Origin of the sequence: Pseudomonas sp. SR18, from assembly GCF_023701505.1 — a bacterium.
Lineage (GTDB): Bacteria > Pseudomonadota > Gammaproteobacteria > Pseudomonadales > Pseudomonadaceae > Aquipseudomonas > Aquipseudomonas cyclaminis.
This window is the reverse complement of record NZ_JAMQAU010000013.1, coordinates 31,582-46,400: the sequence shown is the minus strand read 5'-3', so window position 1 is coordinate 46,400 and position 14,819 is coordinate 31,582. Positions and strand designations below refer to the sequence as shown.

The 14,819-nt window shown below is 63.8% G+C and carries 9 protein-coding genes; 2 read left to right on the top strand and 7 right to left on the bottom strand.

Annotated features, from left to right (window positions below):
• Nucleotides 1-25 precede the first annotated feature (25 nt).
• The 3 genes from NDJ82_RS18885 to NDJ82_RS18875 all read right to left on the bottom strand — a co-directional run bounded on the left by NDJ82_RS18885 (nt 26) and on the right by NDJ82_RS18875 (nt 8,950).
• Complete coding sequence (locus NDJ82_RS18885; protein WP_250926071.1) at nt 26-6,340, bottom strand: Ig-like domain-containing protein; 6,315 nt, start codon at nt 6,338-6,340, stop codon at nt 26-28.
• Between the two features lie 53 nt (nt 6,341-6,393).
• Nucleotides 6,394-7,227, bottom strand: coding sequence for a sulfotransferase family protein (locus NDJ82_RS18880; RefSeq protein WP_099584324.1), 834 nt, complete (start codon nt 7,225-7,227; stop codon nt 6,394-6,396).
• A gap of 118 nt (nt 7,228-7,345) precedes the next feature.
• On the bottom strand, nt 7,346-8,950 hold the full coding sequence (locus NDJ82_RS18875) for a glycosyltransferase family 39 protein (RefSeq protein WP_250926070.1): 1,605 nt from the start codon (nt 8,948-8,950) through the stop codon (nt 7,346-7,348).
• 197 nt (nt 8,951-9,147) lie between these two features.
• On the opposite strand from NDJ82_RS18875, the gene NDJ82_RS18870 reads away from it, so the two are divergent.
• Together NDJ82_RS18870 and NDJ82_RS18865 are read left to right on the top strand one after the other, a co-directional pair.
• Nucleotides 9,148-9,735 (top strand): phage tail protein, encoded by a 588-nt coding sequence (locus NDJ82_RS18870; RefSeq protein WP_250926069.1) that lies wholly within the window; start codon nt 9,148-9,150, stop codon nt 9,733-9,735.
• A 57-nt stretch (nt 9,736-9,792) separates the two neighbouring features.
• Nucleotides 9,793-10,101, top strand: a complete 309-nt coding sequence (locus NDJ82_RS18865; RefSeq protein ID WP_099584321.1) for a hypothetical protein — start codon at nt 9,793-9,795, stop codon at nt 10,099-10,101.
• Here NDJ82_RS18865 and NDJ82_RS18860 read toward each other — a convergent pair.
• The 4 genes from NDJ82_RS18860 to NDJ82_RS18845 are packed head-to-tail and all read right to left on the bottom strand — an operon-like array spanning nt 10,077 to nt 14,751.
• Complete coding sequence (locus tag NDJ82_RS18860) at nt 10,077-10,592, bottom strand: GNAT family N-acetyltransferase (RefSeq protein ID WP_250926068.1); 516 nt, start codon at nt 10,590-10,592, stop codon at nt 10,077-10,079. The genes NDJ82_RS18865 and NDJ82_RS18860 overlap by 25 nt on opposite strands.
• Before the next feature lie 15 nt (nt 10,593-10,607).
• Nucleotides 10,608-12,704, bottom strand: coding sequence for a site-2 protease family protein (locus NDJ82_RS18855; RefSeq protein WP_250926067.1), 2,097 nt, complete (start codon nt 12,702-12,704; stop codon nt 10,608-10,610).
• The gene (locus tag NDJ82_RS18850; RefSeq protein ID WP_250926066.1) at nt 12,704-14,023 is read right to left on the bottom strand and encodes an efflux RND transporter periplasmic adaptor subunit; all 1,320 of its coding nucleotides are present in this window, start codon (nt 14,021-14,023) and stop codon (nt 12,704-12,706) included. The genes NDJ82_RS18855 and NDJ82_RS18850 overlap by 1 nt, the downstream gene beginning before the upstream one ends.
• Nucleotides 14,020-14,751, bottom strand: a complete 732-nt coding sequence (locus NDJ82_RS18845) for an efflux RND transporter periplasmic adaptor subunit (RefSeq protein WP_502941243.1) — start codon at nt 14,749-14,751, stop codon at nt 14,020-14,022. Before NDJ82_RS18845 ends, NDJ82_RS18850 begins: the two co-directional genes overlap by 4 nt.
• Nucleotides 14,752-14,819 lie beyond the last annotated feature (68 nt).

Here is a 14,819-nt window from a genome sequence, read left to right as displayed (position 1 = left end):
GTTCCTGCGCAAAATTGGAGTGTGTTCAAGCCTGCATTTCGCTGATGCCGACCTGTTGCAGCGCGGCCGCCAGGTCCATCACCTGACGATGCTCGGTGTCGTTGATCTGTTGCAGTTGCTGGCCAAGAGTCGGCGCGCCAAATACGCCACGCAGGCCCTGGGCCGCGTCGCCGCTGCCCTTGATCGACTTGTTGTCGAACGCCTTGAAGCCACTGTCGTCGCCGCTGTTCTCGCGGTTGAACAACCCCGAGAGGGTGCTTGAACCAAACACCCCGCCATCGCCTCCACCAAACCCGAGGAAGCCCTGGCCACTGCCGTCCCCACTGCTATCGGTGCTGAACACCTGGGCGATAAAACTGGGCGACGAAGCGCCGTTGTTGATGAAAATACTGCCGATGGGCGGCAAGCCCCCGCCCATTTCACGTTGCTCGAACAGCGGCGGGAAGCCGATAGGCGAACCCAGCTCGCCCCCCGGCCGGCCGAAGATGATCGGCTGCAACGGCTGGTTCGGTGCGTCCACAGGCGCTGTCGGCGTGGTGACACGGAAGAGGGGATCGCCCGTCAGCGCGATGGTGTTGATCGCAAAGTTGTTGGAGTTGGCAAAACCGCTGCCCGCGTTGCCCGCGAGGTCCGCCACCAGGCTGGAATCCAGCGTGATGAAGTTGCTCGGGTCGTTGATATTGGCCGTCGGTGTCAGGGTCGCGGTCCAGGTCTTGCCGCCGTCGTTGGTGGCCAGGTTGGACAAGGTGCCATTGGCCACGCTGAGGTCATCCAGCTCGAAGCCGCTGACCTTCTCGCTGAAGGTGAAGGTCACCGTGGTGGTCTGCCCGACCGTCAGGTTGGAGTTGGCCACGCTGATGGTCGCGGTAGGCCGCTCACCATCAATGGCAAAGTTGTTGGAAATCACGATGCCGCTGCCGACGTTACCCGCCGCATCATTCACCAGACCGGTGTCCAGTACGATCAGGTTGGTGGCATCGCTGATCGCCGCCGTCGGCGTCAAGGTAGCCGTCCAGGTCTTGCCGCCATCGCTGCTGGCCAGGTTGGACAGCACACCGTTGGCCACGCTCAGGTCCGACAAATCGAAACCGCTGACCGCTTCGCTGAAGCCGATGGTCACTGTGGTGGTCTGGCCGATGCCCAGGTTGTTGTCCGCCACGGAGATCGTCGCCGTAGGACGCTGGGTGTCGACCGCGTAGTTGTTGGAGTCGGTGGTGCCCACGCCGGCATTGCCCGAGACGTTGACGACGCCAGTGTTGTCCAGGGTGATGACGTTGCTGGTGTCGGCAATGCTGGCGCTCGGCGTGAACGTGGCCGTCCAGGTGACGCCACCGTCGGTGGACGACAGATTACTCAGCGTGCCGTTGCTGACGCTCAGGTCGCTGTTGTCAAAACCGCTCACCGCCTCGTTGAACGTGATGGTCACCAACGAGGTTTCACCGATGTTCAGCGCCGTATCGGCGACCACGATGGTGGCCGTCGGCACCTGGGTATCGATGCTGTAGTTGGCCGAGTTGCTGGTACCGGTTCCGCTGTTGCCCGCCGCGTCACTCACGCCGGTGTTGTCCAGGACGATCAGGTTGGTCGTGTCGCGCACGCCGAGGGCCGGGGTGAAGACGGCGGTCCAGGTCAGGCCGCCGTCGCTGCTGCTCACCGCGCTCAGGGTGCCGTTGGCGACGCTTAGGTCATCATTGCTGAACCCGGTGACGGCCTCGCTGAAGGTGATGGTCACCAACGAGGTTTCGCCGACACTGAGGCTGGAATCAGCCAGCACAATCGTTGCGGTTGGACGCTCGGTGTCCAGCGCATAGTTGTTGGAGTCGGTGCTACCGACATTGGCGTTGCCGGCCAGGTCGACGACGCCGCCACTGTTGAGTGTGATGAGGTTGCTGCTGTCCGTGACCCCGTTGGTCGGCGTGAGCGTCGCGGTCCAGGTGATGCCGCCGTCGCTGCTGCTCAACCCCGAGAGTAGGCCGTTGACCACCGTCAGATCGGCGCTGGTGAACGCCGTCACGGCCTCGCTGAAGGTGATGGTCACCAGTGAGGTCTCGCCGGCGGCAATGGCGGTGTCCGCCACAACGATGCTCGCGGTGGGGCGCACTGTGTCGACCGCGTAGTTGTTGGAGTCGGTGGTGCCCACGCCGGCATTGCCCGCGCCGTTGATCAGGCCAGTATTGTCCAGGGTGATGACGTTGCTGGTATCGGCAATGCTGGCGCTCGGCGTGAACGTGGCCGTCCAGGTGACGCCACCGTCGGTGCTGCTCATGGTGCTGAGTGTGCCGTTGCTGACGGTCAGGTCCGAATTGTCAAACCCGCTGACCGCCGAGTTGAAGGTCACGGTGACCAACGAGGTCTCGCCGATACTCAATGTGGTGTCGGCAATCACAATGGTCGCCGTCGGCACGTTGGTGTCGACCTGGTAGTTGTTGGAGTTGGTGGTGCCGGTACCGCTGTTGCCCGCCGCATCGCTGACGCCGGTGTTGTTCAGGATGATGAGGTTGGACGTGTCGCTGACCCCGAGGGCCGGCGTGAACGTGGCGATCCAGGTGATGCCGCCATCGCTGCTGCTGACCGCGCTCAATGTGCCGTTGGCCACGCTCAGGTCCGAATTGTCGAAACCACTGACCGCTTCCGAGAACGTAATGGTCACCAGCGAGGTTTCGCCGACGCTCAGCGCGGTATCGGCGACAACGATGGTGGCGGTCGGGCGCAGTGTGTCGACGGCATAGTTGTTGGAATCGGTGGTGCCGCTGCCGGTATTACCTGCCCCGTCGACAATCCCGGTGTTATTGAGGGTGATCAGGTTGGTGGTATCGCTGACGCCCGCCGATGGCGTGAAGGTTGCGGTGTAGGTGATGTTGTCGCTGGTGCTCAGGCCGCTCAGGCTGCCATTGGTGACACTCAGGTCAGCCAGGGTGAAACCGGTCACCGCCTCGCTGAAGGTGATTGTCACCACGGAGGTTTCGCCAATAGCAACGGCCGTGTCGGCGACCACGAGGGTGGCGGTGGGGCGCTGGGTATCGATGGCGTAGTTATTGGAGTCGGTGGTGCCGCTGCCGGCGTTGCCCGCCGCGTCAGTCACACCGGTGTTGTCCAGGGTGATGAGGTTGCTGGTGTCGCTGAGACTGGCGCCGGGGGTGAATGTCCCGGTCCAGGTAATACCGCCGTCGCCACTGCTCAGGCCGGTGACAGTGCCGTTGGCGACCGTCAGATCGGCGGCGGTAAAACCTGTTACCGCTTCGCTGAACGTGATGGTGACCAGCGATGTTTCGCCGACGCTCAACGCGGTGTCGGCCACCACGATGCTGGCGGTGGGACGTTGAGTGTCAACCGCAAAGTTGTTGGAGCTGGTGGTGCCGCTGCCCGCGTTACCGGCCGCGTCCGCCACGCCGGTGTTGGCCAGGACGATCAGGTTGGTGGCATCGGTGGTGCTGGCGCTCGGCGTGAGCGTGGCGGTCCAGGTAATACCGCCGTCACCGCTGCTCAGCCCGCTCAAGGCGCCGTTGGCGACGGTCATATCGGCCAGGGTGAAATCAGTGACGGCCTCGCTGAAGGTGATGGTGACCAGCGACGTCTCACCGATGTTCAGCGCGCTATCGGCCACCACGATGGCGGCGGTCGGACGCTGGGTATCGACGGCGTAGTTGTTCGAGTCGGTGGTGCCGCTGCCGGGGTTGCCGGCCAGGTCGGCAATACCGCTGTTGGTCAGGGTGATCAGGTTGGTGGTGTCGCTGATGCTGGCCGTCGGGGTGAGCGTTGCAGTCCAGGTGATACCGCCATCGCTGCTGCTCAGCGTGTTCAAGCTGCCATTGGCAGCGGTCAGGTCGGCGAGGGTGAAACCGCTCACGGCCTCGGTGAAGGTGATGGTTACCACGGAGGTTTCACCGACGCTCAGGCTGGTGTCGGTCACCACGATGGTGGCGGTTGGGCGTTGCGTGTCGATGGCGTAGTTGTTGGAGTTGGTCGTGCCCACGCCAGCGTTGCCGTTGAGGTCCGCCACGCCGGTATTGTTCAGGACAATCAGATTGGAGGTATCGGTGACAGGCGCATCCGGCGTCAGCGTGGCGGTCCAGGTGATGCCTCCGTCACTGGTGCTCAGGCCGCTGATCGAGCCGTTGGCGACGGTCAGGTCGGCGCTGGTGAAACCGCTCACGGCTTCGCTGAAGGTGATGGTCACGACGCTGGTTTCGCCGATCCTGAGGGCGGTGTCGCTGACCACGATGGACGCCGTGGGTGCCACGGTATCGTTGACGATGTAGTTGTTCGAGTCGGTGGTGCCCACGCCGGCATTGCCGGCCAGGTCGGCAACGCCGGTGTTGTTCAGGGTGATGATGTTGGTGGTGTCGGCAATGTTGCTGGCCGCGGTCAACGTACCGGTCCAGGTGACGCCGCCGTCGCCAGTGGTCAAGGTGCCGACGGTGCCGTTCTGCACCGTCAGGTCCGCCGCGGTGAGGCCCGTCACGGCTTCGGAGAAGGTGATGGTCACCGTCGAGGTGCCGCCGGAGTTCAGGTTGGTGTTGGCCACCACGACGGTCGCGGTGGGCGGCGTCTCGTCCGGCACATAGTTGGTGTTGATGGTGCCGCCATCGCCGTAGACGTTGGCCACCGAGGACGGCGAAACACCCGCGGTGCCCGCGCTGGTCCCTCCCACGCCACTGCCGCCAACGTTGCCGGCCAGTGCCGCGAAGTTGGCGGCGGTGATCAGGATCGAGCCTTTGTTCCAGATAGCGCCGACCCCGACACCGCCCGCACCGCCTGCCTGAAGATAGCTGCCGCCGGCTCCGCCACCCCCACCGCCACCGCCCGCGCCGACGTTGTTGGAGATGGTCGAGTTACCGATGATCCGCAGGGTCGCGCCGGTGTCGTTGTAGATCCCGCCCACCGCGCCGCCGCCGTCGCCACCGAAGTTGTCGTACCCGTCACCGCCGCCGCCACCGCCGATGGACAATCCGCCGCTGCTGGCCGTACCACCGGCCGAGCCGGTGCTATAACCCGGATAGGCCGCACCGCCGGCGCCACCCGTGGTGGAGCCGCCACGCCCGCCGATGTTGAAGAAACCGCCGCCCGCGCCGCCCTGCCCCGCGCTGCCATTGCTGCCCGTGGCGTTGAGGCTGTCGCCGCCCTTGCCACCGGTACCCCCGCTGATCGCGCCGCCGCCACCACCGCCACCACCGGCGTATATCGGCGTTACACCCCCGCCGCCGCCACCACCGGAAGCGGCGTTGGCGGTCACGGTGACGTTCTTCAGGGTCAAGGTACCGGCGTTGTAGATACCACCGCCCTGAGACACCAACGCATCGTCACCGCCATTACCACCATTGCCGGCCGTCATGCCCCGAGTAATCACCAGGCCATCGAGGGTAGCCGTGGTGCCGGATGTCACTTGCAGGATCTGGGTGCGGTACTGGCCGTCGAGCGTCACGTCGGCCACGTTGTCGTTATTGAGATCACCGTCGATGGTGACGTTCTTGTTGACCACCAGCACCGAAGTCAGCCCGACAGTCATGGAGCTGCTGAACGTGACAATGTCGCCGTTCTGCGCGGACGCCAGGGCCGCGCGCAAGGAACCAACGCCGGTGTTGAGGTTGTTGGTGGCGGTCCAGGTGGCCAGGCCCCATTGGTATTCACTCATGGCGCTGGCGGACAGCACGTTGGCGCTTTCGATGTTGCCGGTAGCGATTTCCAGGTCCCAGTCGCCGCCCAGGCCGGTGCGGTCGTTGGATGCGGCCACGTCGCGGCCGGTCAATTGCGCCAACGAATCGACCAGGCTCAGGCCACGCTCGCCTTCGGCGGTGTAGCAGCCATAAATCAGGATATCGCCGCCCACGTTCATGTCCTGGCCGATCTGCGCCAATACCTCGCTGCGGGCCTGCACGTTATCCGCTGACAGGTAACTGTTGCCCAGCCACAGATCGCCGGCATTACCGTGGGCGATGATCTGCACCGAGCTCACGCCCTGGTGGCTGTCCAGGTAATCGGCGATCTGCTGCAAACCGTCCTTGTTCGCCTCCAGTTGCACCACCTGGGTACCGGGCGCCACACCTTCGAGCAGGCTCGCGGAATCCTTGACCCGAGAATCGACGAACAACACGCTCTTGCCCGGCACCGCCGCCTGGGTCGCATCGACCTGGCCCTGGGGCGCGTGCGTGTCTGCCGGCTGGTCGGCGGTGGAAGGCTTGGCCGCCTCGGCCGTGGGATGGGCATCCGGCTGCGCGGCATCGGCCACGGTGGCCGCCACCGCGCCGTCGAACAGCATTCGCGGCTCCAGGCACATGATCATTGGCGATGCCAGGGCTTGCGCGCCCTCGGTTACCCGCGATTTGCCTTTGCTCCACCACATGACGATCACCCGGACTCGAACGACTTGAATACGCAAAAAAGGAAAAGCCGCAATCAACTGATCGCGGCGTCGGTTTTCATACGAATGACATTGGCCGCACTGGCAGACCCATCGCGCCAGAACGACAACGCGGCATACTTCTCAAACAAGTCCGGCGGCAACAGCGTGCGCCGTGCCTGTGGCGCGACCTTGGGCTTGACCTTGTGCAGGCCGGCCAGTCCCAGGGCCTGGTCGAAGAGCGGCGCGTCGTAGGTCAGGTGGTTGAAGTCATGTTCGAACCAGGGCTCGCCGATGAAGTCGTACACCAGCCGCATCACCCGCTCCGGGGCCTGGCTCAACAAGTCGTAATCGACGACCAGCAACGATTCGGCGTTCTCGCCGTAATACGCCTCTTTGAGCGCGGTCCAGGCAAAGCCCACCAGGCGATTGCGCTGGGCCAGGGTTTCGCAGCGGCTGTAGACGGTGTTGCGCTCGTCATCGTCGTTGAACAGTTTGGTGTTCTCGAACGGGTTGGCGCGGTACAGGCGTTCAAGGCTGTCCAGCACCCAGGCCACGTTGCGCACACAGGCGATCACTTTGGCCTGGGGGAACAGGTCATGCAGCGCGGGCATGCGCGCGCACCATTGGCGGTTGGTATCGAACACCACGGGGGTGGAGGCCTTGTCGGCGTAATAGGCATCGAACAACCCGCGCAGCAGACGGCGGCGGGTGCCGGCGTCGATCACCGAGCCGAACTCGCTGCCCGCACTGCATTGCGCCAGCACCCCGTTGAACAAGGGGCTCACTGGGCTGCTCATGCCGGCGTGAAAACGCGGGTTCTGCAGGAGAATCGCAGAGAGCAGGGTCGAACCGGAACGCGGCAGTCCGGAGATAAAGTGATACTGCATCCATTCACCACTTTGTAGGACAAAAATCCGTTTTGTGGTGCAAGCGTAGCTGAGGATTGCAATCTCAACTAGTGGTCATTTGCCACTATTTTGCTAGGCCGTTAATGCCAAACGGATATTAGTCACAGCCCGCACGCTGCGATGCGTCTGGCCCGCGGCACAGCAGATAGAGACGCGCCCTCGCGCCGCCGCCGTCTTGCTGGCTGATCAAGCGCCAGCCGTCGGGCACGGGCGCAAATTCGTCCGGCCCATCGTTGCTGCTGATCAGCCAGACGCGTCGGGTATCGGCGGGTAATGCCGACAAACGGTCGAGGTAAATGCGCCCGCCGTCCTGGTCCACCAAGGTGCCGAAGCCATAGGCATTCGGTCGGGTCGGCGTGCCGTCGGGTTTGGGCGGGGTATAGAGCTGCAGCTGCGCGTCGGTCTGGTCGTAATACACGTAGCTGAGGTACCACATCATGTCGCTGAGGACGATGCGGTCGTCTTCCTGGTAGTTGCGATTGACGAACTCCACCGGCACGTTGAACTGGTCGTGCTCATCCACTGCGAAGTTATTCTTCAGCCCCACCAGTTCCACACCGACCAACAGCACGAACAACGCCGCCCCGAGCCACACCCGCCGCGAGGGCAGACGATCGATTGCCACCGCCACCAGCATCGGCAATGCCAGGGCGTATACGGTGAGGTAGCGCTCGATAAATACTGGCGAGATAAACGACACCCCATACACCAGCAACAGCGGCAGCAGAAAAAACAGCGCCAATAGCACTGCTGGGCGATCAGGCTCGCGGTCACGCCAGGCGGTAACGCCCACCATCGCTATCAACAGCAATGGGAACAGCCAGAACAGCGGCCGCCAGAGGTCCAGGCCTTCGTCCTGGAGCATAAACTGCCAGATCATCGACGGTACGGAGAACAGGTCGACCGGCGCTTCCCAGCCAATATCGCCGCCGACCTTGAGTTGATCGACATGCTGCACCAGGTCCAGCAGGTTCGGCAGCCAGGGCAGGTAAAGCAGCACGATGGCGACGTTAGCCAGCCACCAGCTGCGGCGTAAGATCAGGCGTTGGCCCACTGGTTGCGACGTGCACAACACACCCAGCCAGGCCCAGTGCACCAGTACGCACAGGGCGGTGAAGTAGTGGGTGTAGAAACCGGCAGTCATCAGCAACACATAGGCGACCAGATAACGCGCACGTTCCGGACGGCGCACCCAGTACACCAAGGCCAGGGTGGCACCGAGCAGCCATACACCGAGCAGGGCATACATGCGCACTTCCTGGCTGTAACGCACCGCCGTGGGCATCAATGCCAGCAATAGGCCTGCGAGGACGGCCGCACGTTGGGTCGACAGCTGCCGGGTGAGCCAAATACCCAGGCCCACGACCGCCACGCCAGGGATCGCGCTTATGCTGCGGATCGACCAGATGCCGTCGCCAAACAACTCGATCCAGCCGCGCAGCATGAAAAAATAAAGCGGTGGGTGAACATCGTGGGCGGCGTGAAACCACAGGTCGTCCAAGGCGTATTCGCTGAGCAATAAGCTGGAGCCCTCGTCGCCCCAGATCGCCGCAGCGGTCAGGCCGTAAAAGCGCAGGGCCATGGCCAGCCCCAGGATCGGCAACCACCACAAGCGGCTGAGCCAGCCGGCGCCCGTAAACGCACCGTCGAACGCGGCAAAGGCGCCGATCTTCTCGTTTTGTCCTACCCACCTTCGCACCACAAATCCCTCAGTACTGCCCGTTTCCAGGGAAAAACATGCATGTGCATAAACCAGCGCCACTGTAAGCCAAACGGCCCCTATTCGCTCACTGTTTCGAAAGCGTCGGGCAGCCGGCGAAACCTGCGTCTACGCTCTGCGATGACGCCCCTTCAAGGGTCGTCCCCCCCCTATAGAGCCTCTACAAGGATGAACGATCCATGGAAGTATTCATCGGCACTATCCAACCCTTTGCGTTTAATTTTGCTCCTCGGGAATGGGCCTTGTGCGCCGGTCAAACCCTCTCCCTCAGCCAAAACCAGGCGCTGTTCGCCCTGATTGGCGTCACCTACGGCGGCAACGGCTCGACGACTTTCATGCTGCCCAATCTGCAAGGTCGCCTGCCCGTCTGCCAAGGTAACGGCCCAGGCTTGACGCCGCGTGTTATCGGCGAAGTCTCCGGCACCGAGAGCATCACTGCCACACTGGCCAACCTGCCCGCCCACACCCATGGCAGCACAGCGCTCAAGGCCAGCACCTCGGTGCAACTGGCCAACGCTGCCAGCAACCCGGCCAACGCGCCCACCGCCACCAACTCGTTTATCGGCGCATCCGGTACCGGGCCAGGCAATGCCACCATTTACTCGGACCAACAGGGCGCCAACCCGGTGCCGCTCCAAGGCGTGAGCACCACCTTGACCGGCACCATTGACCCCACCGGCCAAGGCCAGCCCATGGGGAGCATGAACCCCTTCCTGGTCATCAACTTCAGCATTGCCCTGAACGGCATCTTTCCGTCACGCGAGTGATGCCACCCCTTGGCCGAGGCTTGAATGCCTCGGCGCTTTTGAAGCGGAGCCATGCTTATGTTGAACCTGGTCACCTCTGAACATTTTCGCCCGTTGCTGGCGGGCAGCAGCACGCTTTACTTGCCGGACGGCTCGGCGCTGCCGATTCAGATCGAACGTGTACGCGAGACGCCCCAAGCGACCTTGCCGCACAACCCACGCGGGGCTTTCAGCGTGTTGTTCAGCAGCCTCGGCCCCACCGATTTCGTGGACGGTCTATGCTGCCTGCCGCTGCCGGACGTGTGCCTGGAACAGGTGTTTGTGTCCCGCGAGCCGGCCATGGGCCGAAATGCCGAACGCGGCTATTTCTGCATCGTGTTCAACTGAGACGGGTACCACACCAGCCGTTGCGCGGCGGGTGTCTCTTCCTCCACCCGAAACCCCAGCGCCAGGTAATGCTGGCGCGCGTGGGGGTTGCTCGCCCATACCACCGTGGTCACCGGGCAAAACACCTGGCTGGCGGCCTGCTGCACACCTTGCAACACCGCTCGGCCAAACCCCTGGCCGCGAGCGGCCGGAATAAACGCCAGGTACAGCACGCGGATCTCGTTAGGCCCGAAGTCGGCACTCAACGCGCCGATGGGCGTGCCCAGTTTCTCGACCACGTAATGCAGCGCGCCGGGAAAGCGCTCATCCATGCCCTTTTCCTGGATCTGGAACTGCTGGGCAATCACCTCCTCCACCAACGCCTGTTCGCCATCGATCCATTGCAGATCGGCCCGCGCCGAGCGGTAAAGCCCCTGTAGGAACGGCCCATCGGTACTGCGCGACGGGCGCACCACCAGGCCCTGCGCCAGAGCGCCATCCTTGTTCAGCATCGTGTTCAACTCCTGTCAAAAACCGCTTTCCCGCACGCCCAAGGCTGCCACTCGTCGCCAAGCCACACCCAGCACTGATTCGCTGCGCCCTTGCAACACCACCACCCCGCGCAACGGCTGATGGGGCGTAGGGATTGATTGCACCGTCGTAAACCGAGCGCCGTATTGCGCCTGGACCGGTGCCGGGCGCTGGTTTGCATCGCGGCGCACGGCGATCGGTCCGTGGTGATCGGAGGTCAGGGCTTCTTGATCGAGATAAGCCACGCCGTTGGCATCGATGTCCGTCAACGCCACGGCAATCGCCGCGTGCATCGGGTCATCGGCGATAAATCGCCCGGTGGCTCCCGGCTGCACGCGCCACAATTCAGCTTCCGCCAGGTAACCGCGCAGGCGCGCGCCGTCCTCGACCACTTGCGCCAGCGCGTCCTTGGGCGACAACCAGCGACCTGTGCTCAGTTGCGGCAGCACATCACGCACGGTCCCGGCATGGGGCGCGCGCAACAACAGGCGCTCGCGCTGGGCGGCCAAGCCTCGGTATTCGGCCAGGGCCTGGGACAATCGCTGGTCATTGATGCCGGCGTCCGCCGCCGTTTCGCTGCGCCCGGCCTGGCGACGCATCTGCAGCTGCAGGATCTCGACTTCGCGGCGCACGATGCTCTGCCGGGCGTCCAGGTCAGGGGACTCCAGTTCGACCAACACCTGGCCCTGGATCACCACTTGCCCGTCCGCCACGTTCAATGCCTTGACGCGTGCCGCCACCGGCGCATGCAACGCACTGGCGCGCCCCGCTTCGAGCATCGTCGGCAGCTCCACCGCACTGCGCCAGGGCACCACCAGCGCCAGCACTATCAGCAGCAACCCGAGGCCCGTCAGCACCACCCTCGGCGTATGGGCACGGCTGCGTCGGCTCCACCATTCGCGCCACTCCTTGAACACCGGCAGGAAGATGAACCACACCAACTCCACCAGCATCAGAAAGATCCCGAGCAGTTTGAAAAACAAGTGATACACCGCCAACGCGATCCCCAGGAACAGCGCCGCGCGCCACAGCCACGCCAGGTAACCCCACCACAGGAGACGTCGTTGCATTGTCGGCGACCAGGTTTCCGGCGCCGGTTCGCCATAGCCGAACAACCACTCGCGCAAGCGCCAGCGGCAAAGGGCGAAGGCACGGCCTTGCAGGTTATCCACGCCCCCCAGATCGCTGATCAAAAAGTAACCATCAAAGCGCATGAACGGGTTCAGGTTGATCGCCAGGGTGGTCAACCACGTGGCGCTGGCCAGCATGAACGCCGCGGTACGTGCCGGGCCGTCCGGCAACAGCGACCAGCCCAGCAGCGCAACGCACGCGAGCAGCAGTTCAGCCATTACGCCGCCGGCGCCAATCATCAGCCGCGAGCGGCGGTCATTCACTCGCCAGGCGTCGCTGACATCGGTGTAGAACATTGGCAGCAACACCATGAACGCCACCCCCATGCTCTGCACCCGGCACCCGGCCCGCTTGGCCATAAAGGCATGACCGAACTCATGGCACAGCTTGGCGAAAAACAGCGCGACCCCGAACGCCAAGGCTCCCCCCAGGCTGAACAGATGTGGAAAGGTCGCCAAAAAACGCTGCCAGTCCCGCGCGACCAGAAACACCCCCAGGCCCAGAATCATGGGCAACCCGTAGCGCAACAAACCCGGCCCAAACCGCGCCAGCCATGGCCAGGCCCGGTTGAGGAAAGCATCTGGGCGCCACAGCGGAATGCGAAAGAACAGGTATTGGTGCAGCAGCACTTGCCATAGGCTTTGCTTCTGGGCGGCGGCTTTATACAGGTAGCTGGCCCGTTGTTCCGGGTCCAGCGCGGCAATCAGGTCGTGGGTGCGTAGAAAACTCAACAGCTCATCCACTTCGCTGTCGCCCAGCGGCAAGCCCGGCTCGCGGTTGGCAGCCTGCAGGACTTTTTGCGCATCGCCCAACGACCAGTGGCGCAACAGCCGAATGGCGGTGACGCCAAGTTTGAAGTATCGCCCGCGCACCGGATCGGCCAGGGTCCAGCGCGGCGAACCGTCCAGGGCGACACCGGCGCTGGAGAGTTGCAGGTCGTCGCGCAATCTGGGCAGGCCCATTAAAGCCCCACGCTCTGGCGCAGGCCCGCCAGCGGTCGACGCAACAGGTACAGCGCCAACGGTGCACGCTCGCCAAAGATCTTCGCAGTACCGCGCAGGCCGATACGCGGCGGCGCGTCATCGAACTGCGCGTCCAGGCGATAGGCCAATTGCCCCCCCGGCGTGGGTTGGGCCTCGTAGGCGGCGCGTTGCAGGGTGGCGAGGTGGCGTTGTAACGGGTCGCTGTCAAGAAAGAGTGCGACTTGGGCGTTCGGCTCCAGGGCAATCGCATCGCCCACCGCCAGTTCGATGCGCAGCTCAGCCTGGCCGGGGTCGGCGATCTGCAACAGGCGCTCGCCGGTCTGCACCGGTTTGCCGAGCCAGCGCTCGGGATCGGCGAAGACGGCGATACCGTCGCGTTCGGCGCGTACTTCGCTGCGCTTGAGCAGCTCACGGGCGTAATCGCGTTCGGCGCGTTTTTGCTCGACGCGCGCGGCCAGCAAGTCGATGCGCGAATTGGATTCGGCGTCGGCAAACGCCCGCTGGGCATTGGCCTTGAGCTCGGCTTCGGCCACGCCCAACGCGCGCCCAGCCACGTCGGCCTGGGCGGTGAGGGTGGTGCTTTCAAAGCGCAGCAGTACGTCACCGCGCTTGACGGGTTGGTTGGGTTTGACCAGAAACTGCGCAATCACGCCGTCCAACGGTGCCGCCACCACTTGCCCGGCCAGCGGCACCACCTCGGCAGGCGCCAGCACCGACTGGCGCACGGGGATCAACAGCAACAGCAGCAACGCGATCACCACCAGGGCCTGCCGCTTACGGGTCAGGCGCAACCGCCAAGGCTGGCGGGGTTGCAGCGCGATCCAGGCATGACTGTAAGTGTCACCCAGTTGCGCCAGCAGCACCTGCTCGGCGGGGTTCCACGGAGTATCCCGTGCCAGCCACAAACCGCCGAATACTCGGCCTTGAGGGCCGATGAACGGCAACCAGAACACATGCCCGGCAGACAAACTCAGCCAGTCGGCCTGCACCTGTGCGCTCATTAGCTCGACAGGCACCACACGGGCGGTCTCGCCCAGCGCCTGCTTGTGCAGTTGCGCCACGGCCTGCTCGACGAACGCCACAAACGGCGCGTTCGGATCGACGCTGCTCACAGCGGTCACCGCCTGCACCTTGCCAGCAATCAACAGCGCCGCGTGGCGGTAGCCAAACAGCGGCTGACCATCATTGACCAGGCTGTAGGCCAGTTGCTCGGTGCTGCGCGCGGCGCGGGTCTGACGTTCAAGCTCGAGAAACTGGGCAAACACCCGCTCGGTACTGCCTGGCATCGGTGCGTTCATTGCAGTTGCGCGAAGTGGGCGGTGCCGCTCATGCCGGCCATCAGCCCGGTTGCGTTGGACACCGTGGCCACCAACAACAGCGTCTGGCTGCCCTCGTCAATGCGTGCGCCCAGGCGTTTGACGGTGGCGCTGAACGCTTGGCCGGTTTCATCGGGGGTGAAGTTGAACGTCTGCCCAGTCTTGAGCTTGCCCATCCAGCGCGACGGCACCAGCAAGTGGATCTCCAGGCTGCGGTTGTCGACGATTTCCAACAACGGCGAGCCGGCCGAGACACTTTCATAGCGTTGCACTTTGCGCTGCACCACTTGGCCGTCATACGGCGCCAGCACGCTGCAACGCTTGACCTGCACCTGATAGACCTGGGACTGGGCCTGGGTTTCGGTGAGTTTGGCTTCGGCGCGCGCCACTTCGAAGCGACCGACGGAATTGAGCGCCGCCAGTTGCTTATTGTGGGCCAGTTCTTCACCGGCGCCGCGACTGGCCGCCGACGCTGCATTGAGTTGGGCCTGATAGGCCGAACAGTCGAAACGCGCCAGTGTGTCGCCCTTCTTGAATGACTCACCCTCGCTGAACGGCAGATCGACAATGCGCCCGGACAACTCACTGGCCAGCATCGCCTGGTCGCGAGCGCGCAACACACCACGCGCCTCGCTGCCGGTGCTCACGGCAGCCGTAGCCGGAGGATCCAGTAACGGGTCATCCGCCATCACCATCGGCACTGAGCCCATCAGGTAGGAAAAACTCAATACCCATCCATGCAACGGCTTCATACAAATCTCTCCCTGATCATCAGCGC